Consider the following 23,344-nt stretch of genomic DNA (forward strand, 5'->3'; position numbering starts at 1 on the left):
GTCGGCAAGAGCCCTGCGGCAACCCACCCTCCCCTTGAAGGGGAAGGGTCGGATCGAAGTTCCGGGATGGGGTGATCAGGCGGCTGTAAGTCGCCGCCACGGCATCAATGGATCAAGAAAGACCCACCAAGCCTCAGACGATCTCGGTCGCAGCAATGCGAATCCCGAACCCTTCAAGACCCACGTAATGGCGTTCGCGCGATGAGAAGAGCCGGATCGAGGTGACGCCGAGATCCTTGAGGATCTGCGCGCCAAGACCGATTTCCAGCCATTCGCTCTCGCGGGCCTGGGCCTCCGAATGATCTTCGCGGTCATGCTTGCCGCCACGCGCGGTGGTCGATACGCCCACGCCGACCGAGCCTTCGCGCAGATAGACGATCACGCCGCGCCCCTTGTCGGCGATCCGCTTCATGATGCCGTCGACCTGCCGGTTGGTGCCGAAGACGTCCTGACCGACATGCTCGAGATGCAGGCGCACCGGAATGTCTTCGCCGTCCCGGATATCGCCGAAGACGACAGCCAGATGCTGCATCGGATCCCAGGGAAGCGAATAGGCATAGGCCATCGCCGGACCATAAGGGGTCTGCAGGTCGAACTTGGAGACGAGCTGGATCAGCGTCTCCTTGCGCTGGCGATAGGCGATGAGATCGGCGACTGAGACCTGCTTCAAGCCATGCTTGACGGCAAAGTCCGCCACCTGCTGGCCACGGGTCACCGTGCCGTCGTCATTGACGAGTTCGCAGATCACGCCGATCGGTGGCAGGCCGGCAAGCTTGCAGAGGTCGACTGCGGCTTCCGTATGACCCGAGCGCATCAGAACGCCGCCTTCGCGCGCGACGAGCGGGAAGATGTGGCCGGGGCGCACGAAATCGGCAGGGCCGACATTCGGGTTGGCGAGATTGCGCACCGTCAGTGTGCGGTCGTCGGCCGAAATGCCAGTCGTCGTGCCGTGCTTGAAATCGACCGAAACGGTGAAGGCGGTGGTGTGGGCGCTATCGTTTTCGGCCACCATCGCCGAGAGGTTCAGGCGCTTGGCCTCTTCCTTCGGCATTGGCGTGCAGACGATGCCCGAGGTGTGACGCACGATGAAGGCCATCTTGTCGGCCGTGCAGTGGACGGCAGCAACGATCAGGTCCCCTTCGTTCTCGCGGCCGTCATCGTCGGTGACGACGACGATTTCGCCTGCTTCAAAGGCGCGGATCGCCTCGACGACGCGCTTCTGGTCATAGCTCATGGGAAGTCCTCATCTGGTCCGGCCGTTCTGGCCGCGGTCTCTCAGGATATGGTCGAGAATGATGCAGGCGAGCATCGCCTCGCCGACAGGCACGGCGCGGATGCCGACGCAAGGGTCATGCCGGCCCTTGGTGCGCACATCGACTTCATTGCCATCGGCATCGATCGAGCGCTTCTCGGTCAGGATCGACGAGGTCGGCTTGATCGCAAAGCGCGCAACGATCGGCTCGCCGGTCGAAATGCCGCCCAGCACGCCGCCGGCATGGTTCGACAGGAAGACGGGCTTGCCGTCGGCCCCGATCCGCATCTCGTCGGCATTTTCCTCGCCGGTGATCTCGGCCGCCTCGAAGCCGTTGCCGACTTCGACGCCCTTCACCGCATTGATCGACATCAGGCCCGAGGCGATCTCTTGGTCGAGCTTGCCGTAGACGGGTGCGCCGATGCCGGCAGGTACACCCTCGGCGACGACTTCGATCACAGCGCCGACGGAGGAGCCGGCCTTGCGGATGCCGTCGAGATACTCCTCGAAGACGGGTACCATGGCTGCGTCAGGGCAGAAAAACGGGTTCTGGTCGACCTGCGCCCAGTCCCAGTTGTCGCGGTTTATCTTGTGCGTGCCGATCTGCACCAGAGCGCCGCGAATGGTGACGCCAGGCATGGCGAGGCGGGCGAGCGCACCGGCTGCCACACGCGCCGCCGTCTCGCGCGCGGACGAGCGTCCGCCGCCGCGATAGTCGCGGATCCCGTATTTCAGGTCATAGGTATAGTCGGCATGGCCGGGGCGATAGCGCTTGGCAATGTCGCCGTAATCCTTGGAGCGCTGGTCGGTGTTCTCAATGAACAGCGACACCGGCGTGCCCGTGGTGATCATCGTGCCGTCTTCCTGCGGCATGACGCCGGACAGCACTTTCACGATATCGTCTTCGCGCCGCTGGGTGACGAAGCGCGACTGGCCCGGCTTGCGCTTGTCCATGAAGACCTGCAGGTCTTCTTGGGCGAAACGGACGCCCGGAGGGCAGCCGTCGACAACAGCGCCGAGCGCCGGCCCGTGGCTTTCGCCCCAGGTGGTGACGCGGAAGAGGTGACCGAAGGTGTTGTGCGACATGCGTGAGCTACCGTTCCATTCTCTCCTGCCGGAACATCGTCCGGCAGGCCTTGCCTTGGATGGCGTCACTCATAGAGCAAATCCACAATTTCTGTGAAGCGCTTTTGCGCCCGTTGCCGCTGATTTGCGACAACACTGTGTCACCACGGGCGGCATGATCCACCGACGCGTGTGCTCAAGACGCCTTGCGCTGCGGCAGACGGTCGACGAAACGGGTGAAATCCTCAAACGAGAGCGGCTTGGCAAAGGCATAGCCCTGCAGATAGTCGCAGCCAAGCTGGCGCAGAATGCCGGCATGTTCCTGCGTTTCCACGCCTTCCGCCACGGTCTCGATGCCGAGCGAGCGGGCAATCTCGACGATGTTGCGCACGAGACTGCGCTCCTGCGGCTGCACGGTGACAGGCATAACGAGCTGACGATCGATCTTCAGCCGCTTCGGCTTCAGCTTTAACAAACTGACGATCGAGGTATGGCCGGTGCCGAAATCGTCGATTTCGATATCGATGCCGAGTGCCTTGATCTTCTCGATATTTTCGGAGGCGAGCGTGTCGCTCTCGTCCAGGAAGATCGATTCCACCAGTTCGAAGCAGATCGAGCCGGGCGAAATCTGCAGGCCGCGCAACTGTTCGATGAGGTTGTCGTCATGCAGACGCTTGGAGGACACGTTCACCGAAATGCGCGGCACCTGCATGCCGAGCGCCGTCCAGCGCATCTGATCCTTCAGCGCCGTCTGCAGGACCAGTTCGTCGATCCGGGCCATGACGTTCAGGTCTTCGGCGACCTTCAGGAAGTTGCCGGAAGCAAGAATGCCGCGATCGGGATGACGCCAGCGGATCAGCGCTTCTGCGCCGCAGAGTTGCATGTTCGAAGCCTCGAACTGCGGCTGGTAGTAAACGATGAACTCGTCGCGGTCGAAGCCCGCGAGGATGTCGTCGGCCATGCGCTTCTTGGCGACGATATTGGCCTGCAGATCGGGCGTGAAGAACTCGTAGCAGTTCCGGCCCTTTTCCTTGGCCTGATAAAGCGCGATGTCGGCGTTGATGAGAACCTTGCGCGCATCGGGCGAGGCACCTTGTGCCTGCGCAATGCCGATGGACACGCCGCAGCGACAGTCAAACCCTTCGAAGTCGAGCGGCTGGCGCATTTCCTCGATAATCTTGTTGGCCAGTGCCGCCAGTTCGTCCACGGTGGTCTGACGGCGGGCGAGAACGACGAATTCGTCACCGCCGATACGGGCGACGAGATCGCCGCGCGGCACGTGTTTCATCAGGATGCGCGAGGCATGTACCAGCATGGCGTCGCCTGCTGCATGTCCCAGCGTGTCGTTGATTTCCTTGAACCGGTCGAGGTCGAGATGCAGGAAGGCGAACTTGTTCGTCGGGCGCTCGCCATTGCGAACCAGCAGGTCAAGCTCGAGATCGAGCTTGCGGCGGTTGGCAAGCGAGGTCAGCGGATCGTGAAGCGCGTTGAACTCGATGCGGTTCTTCGCGAGCTCCAGTTCGATGTTGCGCATGTCGGTTTCCGCCTTGGCATTGCGCAGCTGCTCGGCAAGCAGCGCATCGGCGGTCACGTCGAAGGCAATCCCGATCAGCTTCTTCTTGCCATCGCGACCGACATGCGGCTGGCCGACGGAGCGGATATAGCGGATCTCGCCGTTCTGCAGGACCACGCGCTGGGTCGTGTTCATGATCTGGTCGAGTGTCACCGCCCGTTTCGTGGCGAGCTGGATATCGCCGCGATCGTCGGGGTGCAGACGAGAGAGCCAGACATGCTCGGGAACGGCCTTGTCGCTGAACGGGATGCCGTAGAGCTGGTGCATACGCTCGTCCCAGATGGCGCTCCGCGTCACTGGGTCACCTTCCCAGGTGCCGCAACTATAGGAGCCGAGCGCAAGATCCAGGCGCTGCGAGGCTTCGGCCAGCTGGTGTTCACGGCTCGAGAGTTCCTCGAGTGCGAGTTCGAGCTCGGCATTCTTGATGTCGCTGTTCTCCTTCGCCCGGCTCAGCGACTGCGTGACCAGCGTATCGGTCGTCACGTCGCAGACGATGCCGGTGATGCTGCCGTCGAGCGTGCGGGCACCGACGGAGCGCAGGTAGCGGAAGCTGTTGTCGGACAGAGGGATCCGGTAGCTGATGTCCCACTGGTCGGCCGTGCCGGCAACGACGCAGTCGAAATAGAACTGTTCTGCCTTGCCGATGTCATCGGCATGCAGCGAGGCGAACCAGTCGGCAAGCCGATCTTCGTCGTCGGAGAGGCTTTCCGGTAGGCCATGCAGGCCAGCACTGCGGCTATCCCAGATCAGCGCATGGGTCGTGCTGTCGATTTCCCAGATGCCGATATTTGACGTTTCGAGAGCCAGCTGGAAACGCTGCGACAGCTCGAGCAGCCGTTGTTCGCGTCCCCGGAGGCGCGCGATGTTCATATTGCGCTCGCTGAGCAGGAAGACCGCGAGCAGCACCGAGATCATCATCGCCAGCACGCCCGCCAGCACCAGCAGACGGCTTGGCAGCAGACGGTTCATGGCCGCGTCCCAGCCGTCGCCGGGCACGCCATAGATCTCGAAGGGCAAGCCCTCATCCTCGACAGACACTGTGACAGGCTGTTCAGCGAAGATGGACGCATCCCCAAAGATGCGTTCGGTGCCGGAGACCGGCGGTAGCGTCACTGCAAGCTTGGTGTGGTCATGCTCTTCATGGTCGGGCAGCTCGGCTTCGGTCAGCAGGCCGTAATGGTCGAAGAAGCGATCTGCGTCGACTTCTATGACCAGCGATACCCACTCATTGGTGCTCTGCCAGGATAGCGGGGGCACGGGAATATCGATGATGAAGTTTCGGTCTCGGCTCGTGATTGAGGCCGTGAAAGCCATGCGCCCGGGATCGTCCAGCGGGAGGAACTGGATCGCTTTCATATGCGGATTGTTGGCAAGGATTTGCCGGATTGTCCGGTTGAGCTCGGTCGGGGACAGCGTGTTGTCGTCTGCGATATCGTCTGCGAGCGCCAAAGCCAGATCCCGGTCCTGAAGAACCTTGTTCTTGATCTGGGACTTCACATGCAGCAGGCGATCCAGCACCGTATGTTCGATCCGGCCCCGTTCGCTCAGCGCGGTTTGCCGATCGATCATCAGCCCAACCGACACGATCAGGACACTCAGCAAGGCGCCGCCGATCAGCCAGAGCATGCCGTTGCCCCATCTGCTCTCGGCCCGCGGGTCCTTCATCAATTTACGCAAGTCTAGGTTTCCCCTGATCCCAACTGCGCTAAGTCTATGGTGTGGCGGTTAATTTAGGATTTCGGTAGACGCGAGCTTTTTCCCCTCCCTGTACTTTGTCGATCGCCTTGGCATTTCTTCCGATCATGCCTTCACAGAGCTTAAACCGAACATTCCCCCAAGGATAACCGACTGATGGCGCTTGATCCCGGCTGCCATTCGGGTCCACAATCCCCTTGAAAAGTCACTATCACGGGCGAATTCCGCCACATTCGGGAGGCTATTTTGCAGTCGTTTTCAGCATCGATTTGGTCGAAGGTGGTTCGCATGCGTGTCGTGATATCCCTGCTTCTTGCCACGGCAAGCTTCCTTTCCCCCGTCGCTGTGCTCGCTGGCAGCGCCGATGTCGAGTCGACGATCCGTGACGTGAATGTCGATGGAATGAGCCTCGTCCTCGAGGACGGCAAGACCTATGCGGTTCCGGCGGAGTTCAACTTCGAAGGGTTGGAGCCCGGCCAGAAGGTCATCGTGTTCTACACGGAAGTAGACGGCAAGCGCGTCGTCGACGATCTGGAAGTCCTGCAGTAATGCAGGCAGAGGGCCGCCTCAACAGAGCGGCCGAGATCGGCGATCAGAGCCAGCCGATGGTCTTCTGATCGCGGTCGATCTTCAATATCCGGTCCTGCGGGATGTTCATTTCGCAGGCCTCGTCCTCGCTGACATCGCCGATCAGGCGGAAGCAACTGCGGATGACGCCACCATGGCTAACGCAGACGGTGGGGCGCTCCACCGATTTCAGCCAGGCACCAATCCTCCACGACAGGATCTCATAGCTTTCCGCATCGTCGCCGGGAGGAATGAAACCCCATTTCTGCCGGGCCCGTTCGGCAACGCGCTCGGGCGACACCTCGGCCAGTTCAGGCAGCGTCGATCCTTCCCAGGCGCCGAAGGAAAGTTCCTTCAGCCGGTCGTCGAGCCGGTATTCGCCAGGGGCCAAGCCCATGGCGGTGCGCGCGCGTTCCATCGTGTCGCGGGTGCGTCCGAGTGGCGAACTCACAAAATCAAAATCCCCGGCATGGCTTCCGAGGATTTGCGCGAGCTTGCGCCCGTTTTCGGACGCCTGCTGGCGGCCGATATCGTTGAGGCCGATGTCCTTCTGCCCCTGCATGCGGCCTTCGGCATTCCAGTCGGTCTGGCCGTGACGGATCATGTAGATGAGCACGGCGCAGTCTCCGATGTCAGTCCTTGCCGAGCACGATGTCGGGCGCGTCGACCGACTTCATGCCAACCGTGTGATAGCCGCAGTCGACGTGGTGCACTTCGCCGGAAACCCCGGTCGAAAGATCGGACAGGAGATACATGCCCGACTTGCCCACCTCGTCGGTGGTGACGTTGCGCTTCAGCGGCGAGTGATACTCGTTCCACTTCAGAATATAGCGGAAGTCGCCGATGCCGGAGGCCGCAAGCGTCTTGATCGGGCCGGCCGAGATCGCGTTGACGCGAATGCCGCGCCCGCCCATGTCGACGGCGAGATAGCGTACGGACGCTTCGAGTGCGGCCTTCGCCACACCCATGACGTTGTAGTGCGGCATGACCTTCTCGGCGCCGTAATAGGTGAGCGTCAGAAGCGAGCCGCCATCGTTCATGATCTTTTCGGCGCGGGCTGCAACGGCGGTGAACGAGTAGACGGAGATGTCCATCGTCCGGGTGAAGTTGTCACGGCTCGTTTCGATATAACGGCCGGTTAGCTCGTCCTTGTCGGAGAAGGCGATCGCATGCACGACGAAGTCGATCTTGCCCCAATGCGCTTCGATATTGGTGAAGACGGCATCGATGCTGTCGAGATTGGTCACGTCGCAATCGCCGGCAAGGAAGGCGTCCAGTTCTTGGGCCAGCGGCTCGACACGCTTCTTCAGCGCGTCACCCTGCCAGGTCAGCGCGATCTCGGCACCCTGGTCGCGACAGGCCTTCGCGATACCCCACGCGATCGAGCGATTGTTGGCGACACCCATGATGACGCCGCGCTTGCCTGCCATAAGGCCGGAACCTTGAACCATATCGGGACCCTTTGATGCTTTCTGTGGAATTGCCTATGGCACAGGCCGTTCCGGCGTTCAAGATTGCAGCCCGACATCCGTCGATCGGTCCCTCGACAATCGCCGCCTTCGTCAGAAATCCTTCATATGTCAGGCAAAAACGCACCAAAGGTAGGCTAGGGGAGACCGTTTAGATGTAAAGACCCTCGCGCATAAGGCGCATGAGGTCAGTCACCTTCTCGTCCGGCTTTTCCCACAGCATGACGCGCAGCTCGACGACGAGCGCACCGCGTCCGCCCTCGCCATTGGGCAGGCCGAGGTCGTCGATGCGGATCACCTGGTCGGAATTCGACCAGGCCGGCACCGTCACGGGAACCATGGTTCCATCAGGGCCCTCCACCTGGCTTTCGCAGCCAAGCACGGCATTTTCGAGTGTGATCGGCAACACCGTGCGGATGTCGAACTGGTCGACGAGGAAGCGCTCTGCCTTCAGAACCTTGATGGTGACGGCCACATCGCCGCGCTGCAGGCCCTGGAACTTGAGACCCTGGTTCTTCAGGCGCACGACATGACCCTCGGTCACGCCGTCGAGCGGCACGCGCACTTCGCGGCCGTCATTGAGCGTGATCGATACGGATTTCTGTTCGAGCAGGTCAGCAATCGCGACAACGGCATCAGCAAAGATGTCGGGTGCCTTTTCCGGCAGCGGCGGCGGAGCACCGCGCAGGCGCCGGACGAAAGAGCTCAAAAGTTCGATTGGCGCGAGCAGGGGAGAGGCTGCCGGCTTGAGCGGCATTCCCTCGGAAAGCTCTGCCGCTTCCTGTTCACGACGCAGGTTCTCGGCGGCGGCCGCCGCTTCCGGGCTGTCGCCAAAAATGCGGGAGACGGTTTCCTCGGGGCCGGATGCAGTGCCGCCAACGGAAGCGCTCGGACCGGCGGTCGAGCCACCTGTTGCCCCGGAAGCCGTGCCCGCAGCCTTGTCGGCACCGCTTGTGGAGGCTCCGGAAGCTGTCGCGTCCGCGGTCTCTTCCTTCATACCGGCCTGGGCTTGTGCCTTGGCCTTCGCTTCGGCGGCCTGTTCCTTCGCCGCCTTCATTTTGGCAGCCTGGGCGGCATCGGCCTTAGCCTTCTCGGCCTCGGCGCGCGCAAGTTCCTCCAGCACGCGTTCGGCATTGGCCTTGGCCTGCTTGGCCTTCTCGGCTGCCTCGCGCGCCGACTGGCGCTGCTGCATGATCGTCTGCTCGCGTTCCAAGGCTTCCACCTTCATGCGTTGTTGATCATACCGGCTGCGTTTGGCCGGATCCTTCAGCACTTCATAGGCCCGGCCGATCTCGGCAAAGCGATTGTTCGCCAGCGGATCGTCCCGGTTCTGGTCCGGATGCACGGATTTCGCTTTCGTGCGCCATGCAGCCTTGATTTCGTCCGCGCCCGCATCACGCTTCACGCCGAGGATCGAGTAGAAATCACGCATCGAGGACACCAACACACCTCAGGCGGCAAGGCCCGATCATGGCGCCTTGTCCGCGAACTCTCATGCCGTCCCCTCTGATACATGCGGGTCCGGTCGCTACAGTTGGGAGAAAGCCTCGCACGCGAGTGCTAATCGAAGGTTACGCTGCGTGAGGGCAGGGAGGCCTATTTCTTCGGGTTTGCTTAAGCAATTCTTTCGAATGCGACCGAAATCGCTCCGCCGTTTACGATTGACGGTCGAAGCTCATCAGCTGCCAGCTTCCGGAGCCTGCTGTGCAGGTCTTGCCGGAGAAATAGGCGATGCCTTCGTAGGAGTGGCGCGTGGTCGAGAAGTTGCGGCAGATCACGCCATCGCCTTTCTCTTCCTGAATGGCGGTCACCACGCCAGCGCTGCCCGTAGTCGCGTTCGCCCAGGGAAGCGGCTTGCCTTCGGTCTTGGAAAGATCCGCCGACGACACGGCGCTCTGCACCGTCAATTCGTCGGAATGGCTCGTTCCATTGCCCTTCTTGGCAACGGTAGAGGTGGAGATCGAGCTGTCGACGGTGTCCGAACCGAACAGGTCCATGCTGCTGCCAAAGCATCCGCTGAGCGGAAGTGTCGCAGTGATGATGAGCAAGATCGAGCTTCTACGCATGCACCAACCCTTTGTACGCTCGACCGACTTTGCTATGTCTTTCAAGGGGCCTACGATCCAGTGCTTCGTCATCGGCGGCCAATATGCATATCGGGAGCATTTTACACAATATGTCAGATATCGGGTTAACAACTGGTGACTTCACGGAAGAGAGCGAACCCTTTGCCCTCTTCGCCACCTGGCTGAAGGACGCCGAAGCCTCGGAGATCAACGATCCCAATGCGGTGGCGCTCGCCACCGTGGATGCGGATGGTCTACCGAATGTGCGTATGGTGCTTCTCAAGGGCTTCGATGTCAGAGGCTTTGTGTTCTACACGAATTTCGAGAGCCAGAAGGGACAGGAAATTCTCGGCCAGAAAAAGGCGGCAATGTGTTTTCATTGGAAATCGCTGCGCCGCCAGATCCGCCTGAGGGGGGAGGTCGAAGTCGTATCCGACGCGGAAGCGAACGAGTATTACGAGTCGCGCCCGCTCGGCAGCCGCATCGGTGCCTGGGCGTCGAAACAGTCCCGTCCACTCGAGGGCCGCTTCGCTCTGGAAAAGGCAGTTGCGGAATACACCGCGAAATACGCGCTCGGAAATGTGCCGCGCCCACCCCATTGGTCGGGCTTCCGCATCATTCCAAGCTCGATCGAGTTCTGGCACGACCGCAAGTTCCGCCTGCACGATCGCATCGAGTTTCGACGTGATGGCGACGGCTGGTCGAAGGTCCGCATGTACCCTTGAGGCGAGGGGAGGGGGTCAGCCGCCGGCGAGTTTCGACGGCAGCCCCGATGCCAGAGCCTCGACGTAACGACCCTTCTGGTAGAGCCCGTTGAGCGAGATCCGCGGCAGGAGCTGCGGGCTCGCCATCGAGGCCGGCGTCAAAGTGCCCGGGCGGGTTGTCACCGAGAGCTTGAAACCCGCCCAGTCGGCATAGCCGGCGGTCCGCACCGTTGCACTGCGGGCATCACCATAGGGATAGGCAAAGGTCACCGGTCGCTCTCCGGTGATCGCCCCCACATATTCGGCGCTTGCGTTGAATTCGGACAGAAGCTCGGTATCGGTCAGTTGGGCAAGGCCCCGGTGGCTCACGGTATGGGCGCCGTAGGAGACGAGTGGGTGACTGGCAAGTGCCGCGAGCTCCTGCCCGTCCATCACAGCTTCGGCGACGAGGGCATGCGGATTGATCCCCGCAGCATTGGCTGCCGCGTCAAGCTGCGCCACGCCCTTCGCCTCATCGCCCGCCATCAGCGCACGCGCGACGGCATCGAAAGCGGCTGACTTTGCACTCGCCGTACCACAATCGAGGTCGATGCGGCCCGCCGGCAGGCAGAGCGCCACGCGAGACTTTGCCGCAATCAGCGCCTCTGCCGTGTCCCACCACATCGTGTGGCTGCGCTCCGAAAGCCCCTTGCAGACAAAGATGGTGAAAGGAACGCCGTGGCGCTCGAAGACCGGCAGCGCATGATCGCGGTTGTCGCGAAAGCCATCGTCGAGGGTGAAGACAGCAAAGGGAGCCTCCCCCTCGGGGGCGGCAAGGGCTGCCGGTACATCTTGCAAACGCAAGAACCGATAGCCGCGTGCCGCGAGCGCCCGGATGGCGGAATCAAGAAACTCCGGTGTGATCGACAGATGCCGGTTCGGCTGGAAGGCGCCCGCCTCGTCCGGCCGGACATGATGCAGCGTGAAGATCACGCCCCGCCCTTTGAGGCTACGACCAACGCCGAGCCGCGACATCAGAAAGGACGCCTCCAGCCCGGCGGTAATCACCGCCTGTTTCACCCGCTGTCCGATCCGTCCCGCCATTGCCCTGCCTGAAATACCATTGGTCACAATGGCCGGGAGGCTAGCCCTCAAGTCCTTAAACTAGGTTCAACAGGTCGCCTCAATTTATGCTGAAGGCGGCAAAACGCCCTCGGCAAGCCGGGTGGAGCGCCTGGCGAGCAGAACGGCCGGGACTGTCCACAGGACAGGGATGAGGAAGGTGACGGCAAATGCGATGTTCGTCGTCTCGTTGGTCGAAGCCTCGGCCAGGCCAAGGCTGTTGCCGGCAAGTCCGGCAAAGGCTGCCCCGATCGCGAAACCTGCCGATTGCAGCGTCGGGATCAGGCCCGACGTCTTGTCACGCTCTCCAGCGGCACTTGCCTCCATCAGCATCTGGCTGAGGAATGCCCAGCTCGCGCCGAAGGCCGCGCCGACGACGATCTGCCCGGCAATCAGGAGCGCCAGAGACCCCTGATGAAAGCCGAGCGCCACGAGGATCATTCCGGCACATTGCAGAACGGGCCCTGCCTCGATGGCGCGCCGCCGGGCCGACCCCGCCCCGATATGGGCGATCAAGACGGCAACGAGGCTCCAGCTCATCGCCATCACAGCGCCGAGGCCGCCCGCCACCATCGGACCGAAGCCGAAGCCGCGCTGCAGGCCAAAGACGAAGTAAACGCTGCTCGTTGCCTGGGCGACCGGCATCAGGAGGACCAGCCAGAGACCCGTGCCGACTGTGGAATTAAGACCAAAGGCGCTGTGCGGCATCAGGCTGGATGGGGAGAGGCGGTCCCTGATGACGCTGAAGCCGAGCAGGGCGAGACCCGCAAAGACCAGGGCTGCCGACATCAAGGCCTGCCCGACGATGCCGGAGTAAAGGACCATCAGCATGCCGAGCGAAAGCAGCACGAGCGGCGAGAGTGGCAGGCCCGATGCCTCGAGACCCTTTTCGCGTCTCGTCGCCGTGAAGGCGGCAAGCACGATGAAGATGAGACCGAAGGGGACATTGATCAGAAAAGCCATGCGCCAGGAAAAGCTCTCGGCCATCCAGCCGGCCGCAAACGGGCCCCCGAAGGAGGCGCAGGTCCAGACCAGGGCTTCGACCCCGAAGACCTTGGGCACCAGCCGGGCAGGAAAGAGCGCCGGGATCAACGCATAGCAGATCGCCGCCACGACGCCTTCGCCCAGCCCCTGTCCGACCCGGCCGACAAGCACCTGCTCCATAGACGTTGCCATGGCTGCAACCACCGTGCCAGCGATGAAGAGGAGGGTGGCCACGATCAGTACCCGCCGCGCACCGAAGCGCTGCTTCAGCTGGGCAGCCGTCACCCCGGCAACGATCGAACCGATCAGGTAAAGCGAGACCGACCAGGCGATCAGGTGCCCGCCGCCGATCTCCGCGATCGCGCTCGGCAAGACGGTCGAGACGAAGAAGCCGTTGAACGCAAAGAGCGCGACACCCATGCTCAGCATCAGGGTCGTGGCGAGATGGGCAGGCTGCAGCAGATCGAGCCAGCCTCCTTCGTCAACGGTCGCCGATTGGGCTTCCCCGGTGCTGTCCACGGCTGTTGCGGGCGTGACGGCGAGCCTCTCGGTCGGGGTATCGGTCATGAACGAACTCTCTCTGCGGGATGCGATAGAATGCGATTTCCGACCATGCTACAACCTCAACCGAAGTTGAGGTAAAGCCATGGCGAGCCAAAAAATGCATCTGACCGTCGGAGACGTCGCCCGCCGCAGCGGACTGGCGGTCTCGGCCATCCATTTCTACGAGCGCAAGGGCCTGATCTCTGCCGATCGAACCGGTGGAAACCAGCGCCGCTATGGCCGCGATGTCCTGCGTCGTCTGGCCTTGATCCGCGCTGCGCAGGAGGTGGGGCTGCCGCTGTCGGAGGTCGCGGACGCCTTGTCGGCGCTTCCGGCAGGCCGCACGCCAACGCCCGAAGACTGGCGCCGCATCGCAACGGGATGGGCCGAAAGGCTCGATGCCCGCATCCGTGTCCTCCAGCGCTTGCGCACCGATCTTGACGGCTGCATCGGCTGCGGCTGCCTGTCTCTTCAGCGCTGTCAGCTCGTCAATCCCGCAGACAGGCTGGCAGAAGAAGGCACAGGCGCGGTATCGCTTGCCCGCTGACGGCTTCGTGACCGCCACTGCGAGCATTCGCCCTGTGAATTAACCCTCCATTCACCATGATCGGGCGACCTTCTGTGGACTGATGGTTGCATTTGATTCCGATCGGCTGATTGTCGCCCCATTCTTGCCATAGGGCCTCAACCACAAGACGGCGGGTCGATCGAATCGGACCAGTCTCTGTCATCATTGAAATCCGGCGGCATTGGAGTTTTCATGAGCAAGTTGCTGATCGCGTTATCGTTTTGCGTAGCGATCCTTTCCCTCTCGAGCACCGCTCATGCCGGCAGCGCCCAACTCCTCCTCGATGCCCGCACCGGTGAAGTTCTCGCCTCCGAAAACCCCGATGACCTCAATCACCCGGCCTCGCTCACCAAGATGATGTCGGTCTACATGGTCTTCGACGCCATCCGCGCCGGAAAGCTGAGCTGGGACAGCCCCGTTCCCTTTTCGAAACACGCAGCCTCCCGCCCGCCGACAAAACTCTTCGTCAAGGCAGGTGACAGCATCACGGTCCGCGAAGCCGTGCTGGCGATGATCGTCAAGTCGGCCAATGATGCATCCGCCGCGATCGGCGAGAAGCTCGGCGGCAGCGAAGAAGGCTTTGCCGCCTTGATGACCCGCAAGGCCCGCTCGCTCGGCATGATGAACACCACCTTCTTCAACGCCTCGGGCCTTCCGCATGCGCAGCAGTTCACCACCGCGCGCGACATGTCGACCCTCGGCGTCGCCCTGATGCGGGACTTCCCGAAGGAATACGAACTCTTCGCCACCAAGAGCTTCAAGTTCCGCGGCAAGACCATCAACGGCCACAACAACCTGATGTATCGCTACAAGGGCATGGACGGCATCAAGACCGGCTACACCAATGCCTCCGGCTTCAACCTCGTGAGTGCTGTCGAACACAATGGCCGCCGCGTGATCGGCGTCGTCATGGGCGGCAGAACGGCGGCAAGCCGCGACAAGATCATGGAACGCCTGATCGACGCCAACATCAAGAAGGCCTCGTCGGGCGAGCAATTGCTGGTTTCGCGCTCGACCGGCGTTCAGATGGATCTCGCCCGCCTGGGTGACGATATTCCGGTTCCCGCTTCGCGCCAGTCGGCAGTCGCCGCCGTGCAGGGCATGGCCGGCGCCACCGGCACCTCGGCCCCGGGAACTGCCGCTGCCTATGCCCCATCGGAAACGGCCGCCGCAGAGCTGGTCGCCACCCCGGCAAGCCGTTTCGCCCCGGTCGACCCGCAGCACACGGCGAGCACGCCAACGGCAACCGATCGCAAATGGCAGATCCAGATTGCCGCCGCCACCTCCGCACAGGCCGCGATGGATCTTCTCTCCCAGGCCCGCCAGAAGGTCGGCACCCCGCTGCAGGATCTCGACACCTACACCGAAATGGTCACCCGCAACGGCATCACCTTCTACCGCGCCCGCTTCACCGGTTTCGAGACCAAGGAAGAAGCCCGCATTGCCTGCGACAAGCTGGTGCGCCAGCGCTACGACTGCGTGCTGATGCCGGCACGGGGGTGATTGGTTCTGTTGGGGTTACAGCAGTCTCTATGAGATGGTTGTCTACAAACTAAGGTGCGAGATTCCGCATCCCGAGATCCTCGAACAACCTCAGCAGATAGCCATCCGGATCGGTGACAACGAATTGTCTATTTCCGACCTCGTGATAGTCGCGCCGATACCATTTCTCTTCGAGAGGCAGATAGAGAGACACTGCAGCTGTCTCTAACCGGTCGAGAACGGGCCGAACATGAGGCACGCGGATCTGTAGGTTAACTCCCCGACCGAATGGTCGATCCAGCGGCGCTTCCGCCAACTCGAAAGTCCGGCCGAGCCCGATCTGGTCGATCATCAGTTGCGCGTCGCCAAGCCTGAGGAAGCTGAAGCCTTCCTCAGGGCGTTCATTGACCACCTCAAAGCCGATGAGATCGTGGTAGAAGGCGCGGCTCGTTCGCCAGTCACTCACTGCGAGTTCGGGAACGAGCGCGTTTTCTCTCAAGCTTTCGTCCCGCCCACCGTGATCTGGTCCATCCGCAGGTGTGGCTGGCCGACGCCGACGGGGACCCATTGGCCGGCCTTGCCGCAATTGCCAATCCCGGTGTCGAGCTTCGTGTCGTTGCCAATCATCGAGATCCGGCGCATGGCGTCCGGCCCGTTGCCGATCAGCATGGCGCCCTTGACCGGGGCGCCGATCTTCCCGTTTTCGATGAGGTAAGCCTCGGTGCAGCCGAAGACGAACTTGCCCGAGGTGATGTCGACCTGGCCGCCGCCGAAGGAGACGGCATAGATGCCCTTCTTGACGGATGCGATGATCTCTTCGGGGCTCTTGTCGCCGGAAAGCATGTAGGTGTTGGTCATGCGCGGCATGGGCTGGTGGGCATAGCCCTGACGACGGCCATTGCCGGTCGCCTTCATGCCCATCAGCCGGGCGTTCTGCCGGTCCTGCATGTAGCCGACCAGCCTGCCATTCTCGATCAGCACGTTATAGGCCGATGGCGTGCCCTCATCGTCGATGGTGATCGAGCCACGCCGGTCGTTGATCGTGCCGTCGTCGACGACTGTGACGCCAGGTGCTGCCACCATCTCGCCCATCAGACCGGCAAAGGCAGAGGTCTTCTTGCGGTTGAAGTCGCCTTCCAGCCCGTGGCCGACAGCCTCATGCAGCATGACGCCTGGCCAGCCATTGCCGAGCACGATGTCCATCGTACCAGCAGGCGCTTCCTGAGCCTCGAGATTGACGAGCGCCTGCCGCAACGCCTCGTCGGCCCCGCGCTGCCAGCTTTCCTCAGTCAGGAAATCATTGAAACCCATACGGCCGCCGACCCCGAACGAGCCGCTTTCCTGGCGGTCGCCTTCGCCTGTCACGACGGAAATGTTGATGCGGGTCATTGGACGGATATCGCGCACCCGGTGTCCGTCGGCCCGCAGGATCTCGACCACCTGCCAGCTTGCGCCGACAGTCGCTGAGACTTGCCGCACCTTGGGGTCCTTGTCGCGCAGATAGGCGTCGATCTCCGACAGCAGCTTCACCTTCTCTTCGAAGGTCGGCGAGCCGATCGGATTACCGTCGCCATAGAGCTTGGCATTGGTCCGCTGCGGGGCAGCCGCATAGGAGCCGGAATGGCCATGGGTCACGGCGCCGACGGCATCGGCGGCGCGGGAGAGGGCTGACAGCGACAGCTCGCCGGCATGGGCATAGCCGACAGCCTCGCCGGCCACAGCGCGAAGCCCGAAACCCTGGTCCGTGTTGAAGGAGCCACCCTTGAGCCGACCATTGTCGAAAGTCACCGATTCCGCCTGGGCATGCTCGACGAAGAGCTCGCCATCGTCAGCACCTTTCAAGGCATCCGCGACGCGCCGCGTCAGCGTGCCTTCATCGCAATCGAAGAGGGAGAGAAGGTCCTGGGTCATGCGGGTCTCCTTGGGTCGCTGGCTCTGCATGTAGGCGCGCAACGAAAAAGGGGCAAGCCCGCCGGACTTGCCCCTGATCTATAAAGTCATCACGATCCGGCGACCGGCCGCTCAGGGCAGCTTGTCATAACCTTCGCCGAAGCCGGCAAGCTCGATCGGAATACCGACACGATCCTGGTCGGCGGATTCGCGCAGCGCAAACACGGCAGCCTTGCCGGCGCGCAGGATCTTCATCAGTTCCTCGTCGATCTCCACTTCCACATAGCAGCCTTCCGAGAAGCAGCGGGTGAAATAGGCGCGGCCGATATTATTTCCGTCGACGAAGAGCTCCATGCCATCCTTGAGGAGAACACCGAGCGGGGCGAGGATACGCAGGATGCGCGCCTTGCGGTCGGCGGTCTTCAAGACGACGACGGAGAGCCCGACTTCCGGGCGATCCTCGGCAATGACGTTCTGCATCAGAGCGCATTGCTCTTCGGATGCACCTGCCGGCTTGTCGCAGATGACAGACCAAGCCCCGTGGTTGGAGCGGATCGAACCCGGCTGTTGTTGCGGTTGCTGGCTCTGTGCCGGCGTCGCGAGAGCGGCGATCAGCACGGCGCTCGCGGTCAGGCTGGACCAGGCAAGTCTAGGCAGACCCATGAAAACCTCTGGAAAACGAATCATTGCCGACATTCTTGTCGTCGGGGTGCGCAAATGGGAAGCCCCGACGCCTGTTTTAAGGCCGACTACGGCATAATTGGGACTGCGTTTTGGATGTGGAAGCGCAATCATGCGCCTCATGGTGCCCCAACTGGTTAAAGCCTGTGCATCGAGGTCGCATGCATTTGATGAAGCGCAAAAATGCCGCACCGGCTTTCGTCCGGGCGTATTGCGATTGCGGCCAATCTGTGATTTGAAACGGCGACACTAGCATGATTTTTGCGCTATGGTTTGATGTGGATCAAGCGCTTGTGGGAGACCAAACCGTGATGAAGAGAACCTATGCAGCCTTGGCCGCTTTGGCCTGTCTGCTTTTCGCTTCTGTAGGCTTCGCCGATCAGCCGAAGCCCTGGCAGATGGGTATGCAGGAACCAGCCACCTCCATCATGGAGTTCAACAGCTGGTTCGAGCAGTACACACTGTGGTTCATCGTTCCGATCACCATCTTCGTTCTGATTCTTCTGATCCTCGTGGTCGTCAAATTCCGCGCTGCCGCCAATCCGGTGCCGTCGAAGACGAGCCATAACACTGCGATCGAGATTGTCTGGACGGTTGCTCCGGTTCTCATTCTCTTCGCGATTGCGATCCCGTCTTTCAACCTGCTGACCTACCAGCTGAAGATGCCGGAAAACCCGGACATCACCATCAAGGCAACCGCCACCCAGTGGCTGTGGTCTTATGAGTATGAAGGCGAGCAGGCCGTGTCCTTCGACAGCTACATGCTGAAGGAAACCGACCGCGCTGCCATCGGCAAGGAAGACGTTGCCCGTTACCCGCGCCTTCTGGCTGTGGATAACGAAGTCGTCGTTCCCGTTGGCAAGACCGTTCGTCTGCTGGTCACGGCAGCCCCGACCGACGTCATTCACGCCTTCGCAATGCCGGCCTTCGGCATCAAGATCGACGCCATCCCGGGCCGTCTGAACGAAACCTGGTTCCGCGCTGACCGTGAAGGTCTATACTACGGCCAGTGTTCGGAGTTGTGCGGCAAGGACCATGCGTTCATGCCGATCGCGATCCGCGTCGTGACCGACGAGCAGTACGCGACCTGGCTGCAGGCCGCGACCTCGGATCTCTCCGGCGCCAATCGCGCTCTCATGGCTGCTGTCGATGGCGCTCCCGCCGCCGTCCAGACAGCTGAAAACATCACGAACTGAGAGGAGTGAGGTCAATGGCTGGCTCTGTTGCCCACGACGAACACGCGCACGGCGCACATCACGACCATAAGCCGGGCTTCTTCGCCCGCTGGTTCCTGTCGACCAACCACAAGGACATCGGTACCCTCTATCTGATCTTCGCGATCGTGGCGGGTATCATCGGCGCCGCTCTCTCGGTTGCCATGCGTATGGAGCTCCAGGACCCGGGCATCCAGATCTTCCACGGTCTGGCCCAGATGGTCTACGGCTTCGAAGGTGATGCTGCCATCGATGGCGGCAAGCACATGTACAACGTCTTCACGACGGCCCACGCCCTGATCATGATCTTCTTCATGGTTATGCCGGCGCTGATCGGCGGCTTTGCCAACTGGATGATCCCGATCATGATCGGCGCTCCGGACATGGCCTTCCCGCGCCTCAACAACATCTCCTTCTGGCTGATCGTCCCGGCCTTCCTGCTGCTCGTGCTCTCGATGTTCGTCGAAGGTCCGGCAGGCGCTTACGGCGTCGGTGGTGGCTGGACGCTCTATCCGCCGCTTGCGACCTCGGGTCAGCCCGGTCCGGCTGTTGACCTTGCGATCTTTGCGCTCCACGTCTCCGGTGCGTCCTCGATCCTCGGTGCGATCAACTTCATCACCACGATCCTGAACATGCGCGCTCCGGGCATGACGCTGCACAAGATGCCGCTCTTCGCCTGGGCCGTTCTGGTTACTGCCTTCCTGCTGCTGCTGTCGCTCCCGGTTCTCGCCGGTGGCATCACCATGCTGCTGACCGACCGTAACTTCGGCACGACCTTCTTCTCGCCTGAAGGCGGTGGTGACCCGGTTCTCTACCAGCACCTGTTCTGGTTCTTCGGTCACCCGGAAGTTTACATCCTGATCCTGCCCGGCTTCGGTATCGTCAGCCACATCGTGTCGACCTTCTCGAAGAAGCCGGTCTTCGGCTACCTCGGCATGGCCTACGCCATGGTCGGCATCGGCGCCGTCGGCTTCGTCGTGTGGGCTCACCACATGTACACGGTAGGCCTGTCTCTTTCGGCGCAGCGTTACTTCCTCTTCGCAACCATGGTCATCGCGGTGCCGACCGGCATCAAGATCTTCTCCTGGATCGCGACGATGTGGGGTGGCTCGCTGACCTTCAAGACCCCGATGGTCTGGGCGATCGGCTTCATCTTCCTGTTCACCGTCGGTGGCGTCACGGGCGTCCAGCTCGCCAACGCCGGCCTCGACCGCTCGCTACATGACACCTACTACGTCGTGGCTCACTTCCACTACGTTCTGTCGCTCGGCGCCGTCTTCGCGATCTTCGCTGGCTGGTACTACTGGTTCCCGAAGATCACCGGCTACATGTACAACGAGTTCGTCGGCAAGCTGCACTTCTGGATCATGTTCGTCGGCGTGAACCTCGTGTTCTTCCCGCAGCACTTCCTCGGCCTCGCCGGCATGCCGCGCCGCTACATCGACTATCCGGATGCCTATGCCGGCTGGAACTATGTCTCGTCGATCGGCTCCTACATCTCGGCCTTTGCGGTTCTCGTCTTCCTCTACGGCGTCTTCGAAGCCTTCGCCAAGAAGCGCGTCGCCGGCGACAACCCCTGGGGTGAAGGTGCAACCACGCTGGAATGGCAGCTGTCTTCGCCGCCGCCGTACCACCAGTGGGAACAGCTGCCGAAGATCAAGTAAGCCGGAAGGCTCACTGAAAAGAGTTCGGGCGCCGCGGTCCAGGGGATCGCGGCGCTCGACAAAACAGCAAGCAAGACGGAATTCGAGAGTATGACGGTTATCGACAGTGGCGACGTTTTCGGCATGGAAGGTGAGGTTCGCCTCTCCGAGGCCGGTCCCCGCGATTTCTTCGCGCTTCTCAAGCCGCGTGTCATGTCGCTCGTCGTCTTCACGGCGCTGGCCGGCCTGCTGCTCGCACCGGGCGAGATCAACCCGGTCATCGGCTTTATCGCGATCCTGTGCATCGCGGTTGGCGCTGGTGCGTCCGGCGCGCTCAACATGTGGTACGACGCCGATATCGACGCGATCATGACGCGTACCGCGACCCGTCCGGTCCCGGCCGGCCGCGTCACGCCGCATGAGGCTCTCGCCTTTGGCCTCGTCCTCTCGGTGTTTTCCGTTGGCATTCTCGGCCTTGCGGTCAACTGGTTCGCCGCTGGCCTGCTCGCCTTCACCATCTTCTTCTACGCCGTCGTCTATACGATGTGGCTGAAGCGCTCGACCCCGCAGAACATCGTCATCGGCGGTGCGGCCGGCGCTTTCCCGCCCATGGTCGGCTGGGCCTGCGTCACCGGTGGCGTCGCCCTCGATAGCGTCATCATGTTCATGATCATCTTCCTCTGGACGCCGGCGCATTTCTGGGCGCTCGCTCTGTTCAAGATGAAGGACTATGGCGCAGTCGGCGTCCCCATGATGCCCAACGTTGCCGGCATCCCCTCGACCAAGCGCCAGATCGCCGTCTATGCCGTCCTGACGGCCGTCACCGGCGTGCTGCCGACAGTCACGGGTCTCGCCTCCATCGGTTACGGCATCTTTGCCGGCCTCCTCGGCGCCTATTTCGTGCACTGTTCCATCGCCGTCTGGCGGATGGCCGACGGCGACGAAAAGATGGTACCGGCCAAGAAGCTCTTCGCCTATTCGATCTTCTATCTCTTCGCGATCTTCGCGGCTCTGATGATCGATTTCTACCTCGCGCCGTTTGTCGGCTCGCTCGGAGGTGCACTGTGATCGAAACCGTTCAACTCAACGACAAGCAGCGCAAGTCGCGCCGTGGCCGCAACATTGCCCTCGGCGTCGTGCTCGCGGCTCTCGTCGTGATCTTTTATGTCGTGACCATCATCAAGATCGGCAACGTGGGCTGACGAGGCAAAGATCGTGACCGAATCGAACGACCACATCCAGCAATCCAGCCGCCGAAATCTCGGCGTAGCGAGCGCCTGCGTCGTCTTCGTTGGCGCCATGGTCGGCATGGCCTATGCGGCTGTGCCGCTTTACCAGCTTTTCTGCCAGGTCACCGGTTACGGCGGCACGACCCAGCGCGTCGAGCAGATGTCCGACGTCGTGCTTGACCGCACGATCAACGTGACCTTCGATGCGAATGCCTCTCCCGGTCTGAACTGGGATTTCAAGGCGGTCGACAAGAAGGTGACGCCGAAGATCGGCGAAACCGTCCAGATCACCTATACCGCAACGAACAATTCGCCACATCCGGTCACCGGTGAGGCGATCTTCAACGTGACCCCCGGCGAAGCTGGCGCCTACTTCAACAAGGTCCAGTGCTTCTGCTTCACCAAGACCACGTTGCAGCCGGGCGAAACACTGGAAATGCCGGTCGTCTTCTTCGTCGATCCCGCCATCGTAGAGGCGGAAGAGACAAAGGGCATCGGAACGATTACCCTGTCTTACACCTTCTATCCGCGCGATGATCAGGAGCCGGTGGCCGCATTGTCGGTCGGTGAAGACAAGGAACAGCCGAAACTGTGAGAGGGCTCCGGTTCGCCGGAACTCGTAATGAAATTGACATTCGGGGATTGCTGAAATGGCCGAAGCGCACCAGAAGAACCACGACTACCACATCATCGATCCGAGCCCATGGCCGCTCCTGGCCTCGATCGGCGCCTTCGTCCTCACCTTCGGTGGCGTCGGCTACATGCGCTACCTGAATGGCGGCTCGCTGAACCTGTTCGGCATCAATTTCGCCAGCCCGTGGCTCTTCTTTATCGGCCTCGCCATCGTGCTCTTCACGATGTTCGCCTGGTGGGCCGATACCATCAAGGAAGCCCACGAAGGCCACCACACCCGGGTCGTCTCGCTGCATCTGCGCTACGGCATGATCATGTTCATCGCTTCCGAAGTGATGTTCTTCGTCGCCTGGTTCTGGGCCTTCTTCGACGCCAGCCTCTTCGCCAACGAGGCGATCCAGGCAAGCCGCGTCGAGTTTACCGGTGGCACCTGGCCGCCGCAGGGCATCGAAGTTGTCGATCCCTGGCACCTGCCGCTCTACAACACCGTAATCCTGCTGCTGTCCGGCACCTGCGTGACCTGGGCACACCATGCGATGCTCCACAATGACCGCAAGGGCCTGGTCTCCGGCCTCGCGCTGACGGTCGTGCTCGGCATCCTGTTCTCGTTCGTCCAGGCCTACGAGTACATGCACTCGCCGTTCGACTTCAAGAATTCGATCTACGGCGCGACCTTCTTCATGGCGACCGGCTTCCACGGCTTCCACGTTCTGGTCGGCACGATCTTCCTGATCGTCTGCCTGTTCCGTGCGCTCGCTGGCCACTTCACCCCGCAGCAGCATTTCGGCTTCGAAGCTGCCGCCTGGTACTGGCACTTCGTTGACGTCGTCTGGCTGTTCCTCTTCTTCGCCATCTATATCTGGGGCGACTGGGGCGCACCGCTCGCCCATTGAGGCATGTGGTTTCAGGTTGATTTTGACAACGGCGGCTGCAACCCAGCCGCCTTTGTTTTGCCATCTGCTCGGGTCACGGAATGCCCTTTGGA

22 protein-coding genes are annotated in these 23,344 nt (G+C 61.7%); 10 read left to right on the top strand and 12 right to left on the bottom strand.

What is annotated here, in order from left to right; all coding sequences use genetic code 11:
* Positions 1–133: 133 nt before the first annotated feature.
* The 3 genes from ribB to C0V73_RS08255 all read right to left on the bottom strand — a co-directional run bounded on the left by ribB (position 134) and on the right by C0V73_RS08255 (position 5,567).
* Positions 134–1,234 (bottom strand): 3,4-dihydroxy-2-butanone-4-phosphate synthase, encoded by a 1,101-nt coding sequence (gene ribB, locus C0V73_RS08245; RefSeq protein WP_102019488.1) that lies wholly within the window; start codon positions 1,232–1,234, stop codon positions 134–136.
* Positions 1,235–1,243: 9 nt separating this feature from the next.
* Positions 1,244–2,338 (bottom strand): chorismate synthase, encoded by a 1,095-nt coding sequence (aroC, locus tag C0V73_RS08250; RefSeq protein WP_102019489.1) that lies wholly within the window; start codon positions 2,336–2,338, stop codon positions 1,244–1,246.
* Between the two features lie 175 nt (positions 2,339–2,513).
* Positions 2,514–5,567 carry an EAL domain-containing protein gene (locus tag C0V73_RS08255; protein ID WP_102019490.1) on the bottom strand — a complete coding sequence of 1,018 codons (3,054 nt, stop codon included), beginning with the start codon at positions 5,565–5,567 and terminating at the stop codon, positions 2,514–2,516.
* A gap of 306 nt (positions 5,568–5,873) precedes the next feature.
* On the opposite strand from C0V73_RS08255, the gene C0V73_RS08260 reads away from it, so the two are divergent.
* A complete protein-coding gene (locus C0V73_RS08260; RefSeq protein WP_102019491.1) occupies positions 5,874–6,134 on the top strand; it encodes a DUF1344 domain-containing protein in 261 nt (86 codons plus the stop codon).
* 43 nt (positions 6,135–6,177) lie between these two features.
* On the opposite strand, the gene C0V73_RS08265 is transcribed toward C0V73_RS08260, so the two are convergent.
* The 4 genes from C0V73_RS08265 to C0V73_RS08280 all read right to left on the bottom strand — a co-directional run bounded on the left by C0V73_RS08265 (position 6,178) and on the right by C0V73_RS08280 (position 9,687).
* Entirely contained in the window at positions 6,178–6,768 is a 591-nt protein-coding gene (locus C0V73_RS08265; protein ID WP_102019492.1) for a histidine phosphatase family protein, read from the bottom strand.
* A gap of 16 nt (positions 6,769–6,784) precedes the next feature.
* Positions 6,785–7,603: an enoyl-ACP reductase FabI gene (fabI, locus tag C0V73_RS08270; protein WP_102019493.1), complete on the bottom strand. Its 819-nt coding sequence runs from the start codon at positions 7,601–7,603 to the stop codon at positions 6,785–6,787.
* Between the two features lie 169 nt (positions 7,604–7,772).
* On the bottom strand, positions 7,773–9,053 hold the full coding sequence (locus C0V73_RS08275; RefSeq protein WP_102019494.1) for a DnaJ domain-containing protein: 1,281 nt from the start codon (positions 9,051–9,053) through the stop codon (positions 7,773–7,775).
* Positions 9,054–9,276: 223 nt separating this feature from the next.
* Positions 9,277–9,687, bottom strand: coding sequence for an RT0821/Lpp0805 family surface protein (locus C0V73_RS08280; protein ID WP_102019495.1), 411 nt, complete (start codon positions 9,685–9,687; stop codon positions 9,277–9,279).
* 110 nt (positions 9,688–9,797) lie between these two features.
* Here C0V73_RS08280 and pdxH point away from each other — a divergent pair, with 110 nt between their 5' ends.
* Positions 9,798–10,412, top strand: coding sequence for a pyridoxamine 5'-phosphate oxidase (gene pdxH / locus C0V73_RS08285; RefSeq protein WP_143708321.1), 615 nt, complete (start codon positions 9,798–9,800; stop codon positions 10,410–10,412).
* Positions 10,413–10,427: 15 nt separating this feature from the next.
* Here the strand turns inward: pdxH and C0V73_RS08290 are convergent, their stop codons facing one another.
* Both C0V73_RS08290 and C0V73_RS08295 read right to left on the bottom strand, forming a co-directional pair.
* Entirely contained in the window at positions 10,428–11,474 is a 1,047-nt protein-coding gene (locus tag C0V73_RS08290) for a polysaccharide deacetylase family protein (protein ID WP_102019497.1), read from the bottom strand.
* Between the two features lie 84 nt (positions 11,475–11,558).
* Positions 11,559–13,043 (bottom strand): MFS transporter, encoded by a 1,485-nt coding sequence (locus tag C0V73_RS08295; protein WP_102019498.1) that lies wholly within the window; start codon positions 13,041–13,043, stop codon positions 11,559–11,561.
* 79 nt (positions 13,044–13,122) lie between these two features.
* Between C0V73_RS08295 and soxR the strand changes: the two genes are divergently transcribed.
* Entirely contained in the window at positions 13,123–13,566 is a 444-nt protein-coding gene (gene soxR, locus C0V73_RS08300; RefSeq protein WP_102019499.1) for a redox-sensitive transcriptional activator SoxR, read from the top strand.
* Between the two features lie 213 nt (positions 13,567–13,779).
* Positions 13,780–15,090 (top strand): D-alanyl-D-alanine carboxypeptidase, encoded by a 1,311-nt coding sequence (locus tag C0V73_RS08305; protein ID WP_102019500.1) that lies wholly within the window; start codon positions 13,780–13,782, stop codon positions 15,088–15,090.
* 49 nt (positions 15,091–15,139) lie between these two features.
* Here C0V73_RS08305 and C0V73_RS08310 read toward each other — a convergent pair whose 3' ends face one another.
* The 3 genes from C0V73_RS08310 to C0V73_RS08320 all read right to left on the bottom strand — a co-directional run bounded on the left by C0V73_RS08310 (position 15,140) and on the right by C0V73_RS08320 (position 17,622).
* Positions 15,140–15,568: a VOC family protein gene (locus tag C0V73_RS08310; RefSeq protein ID WP_102019501.1), complete on the bottom strand. Its 429-nt coding sequence runs from the start codon at positions 15,566–15,568 to the stop codon at positions 15,140–15,142.
* Entirely contained in the window at positions 15,565–16,980 is a 1,416-nt protein-coding gene (gene tldD / locus C0V73_RS08315) for a metalloprotease TldD (RefSeq protein ID WP_102019502.1), read from the bottom strand. Before tldD ends, C0V73_RS08310 begins: the two co-directional genes overlap by 4 nt.
* A gap of 111 nt (positions 16,981–17,091) precedes the next feature.
* Positions 17,092–17,622, bottom strand: a complete 531-nt coding sequence (locus C0V73_RS08320; protein ID WP_102019503.1) for an invasion associated locus B family protein — start codon at positions 17,620–17,622, stop codon at positions 17,092–17,094.
* A gap of 326 nt (positions 17,623–17,948) precedes the next feature.
* Between C0V73_RS08320 and coxB the strand changes: the two genes are divergently transcribed.
* The 6 genes from coxB (at position 17,949) to C0V73_RS08350 (ending at position 23,252) form a co-directional block, all read left to right on the top strand.
* The gene (gene coxB, locus C0V73_RS08325; protein ID WP_102019656.1) at positions 17,949–18,836 is read left to right on the top strand and encodes a cytochrome c oxidase subunit II; all 888 of its coding nucleotides are present in this window, start codon (positions 17,949–17,951) and stop codon (positions 18,834–18,836) included.
* Between the two features lie 14 nt (positions 18,837–18,850).
* Entirely contained in the window at positions 18,851–20,518 is a 1,668-nt protein-coding gene (gene ctaD / locus C0V73_RS08330) for a cytochrome c oxidase subunit I (RefSeq protein ID WP_102019504.1), read from the top strand.
* Positions 20,519–20,608: 90 nt separating this feature from the next.
* The gene (locus C0V73_RS08335) at positions 20,609–21,565 is read left to right on the top strand and encodes a heme o synthase (RefSeq protein WP_102019505.1); all 957 of its coding nucleotides are present in this window, start codon (positions 20,609–20,611) and stop codon (positions 21,563–21,565) included.
* A complete protein-coding gene (locus tag C0V73_RS08340) occupies positions 21,562–21,699 on the top strand; it encodes a hypothetical protein (protein ID WP_162695047.1) in 138 nt (45 codons plus the stop codon). Before C0V73_RS08335 ends, C0V73_RS08340 begins: the two co-directional genes overlap by 4 nt.
* 34 nt (positions 21,700–21,733) lie before the next feature.
* On the top strand, positions 21,734–22,321 hold the full coding sequence (locus C0V73_RS08345) for a cytochrome c oxidase assembly protein (RefSeq protein WP_245407927.1): 588 nt from the start codon (positions 21,734–21,736) through the stop codon (positions 22,319–22,321).
* A 55-nt stretch (positions 22,322–22,376) separates the two neighbouring features.
* Positions 22,377–23,252, top strand: coding sequence for a cytochrome c oxidase subunit 3 (locus C0V73_RS08350; RefSeq protein ID WP_102019507.1), 876 nt, complete (start codon positions 22,377–22,379; stop codon positions 23,250–23,252).
* Positions 23,253–23,344 lie beyond the last annotated feature (92 nt).

It is taken from the genome of Rhizobium sp. TH135 (assembly GCF_002855515.1).
Lineage (GTDB): Bacteria > Pseudomonadota > Alphaproteobacteria > Rhizobiales > Rhizobiaceae > Allorhizobium.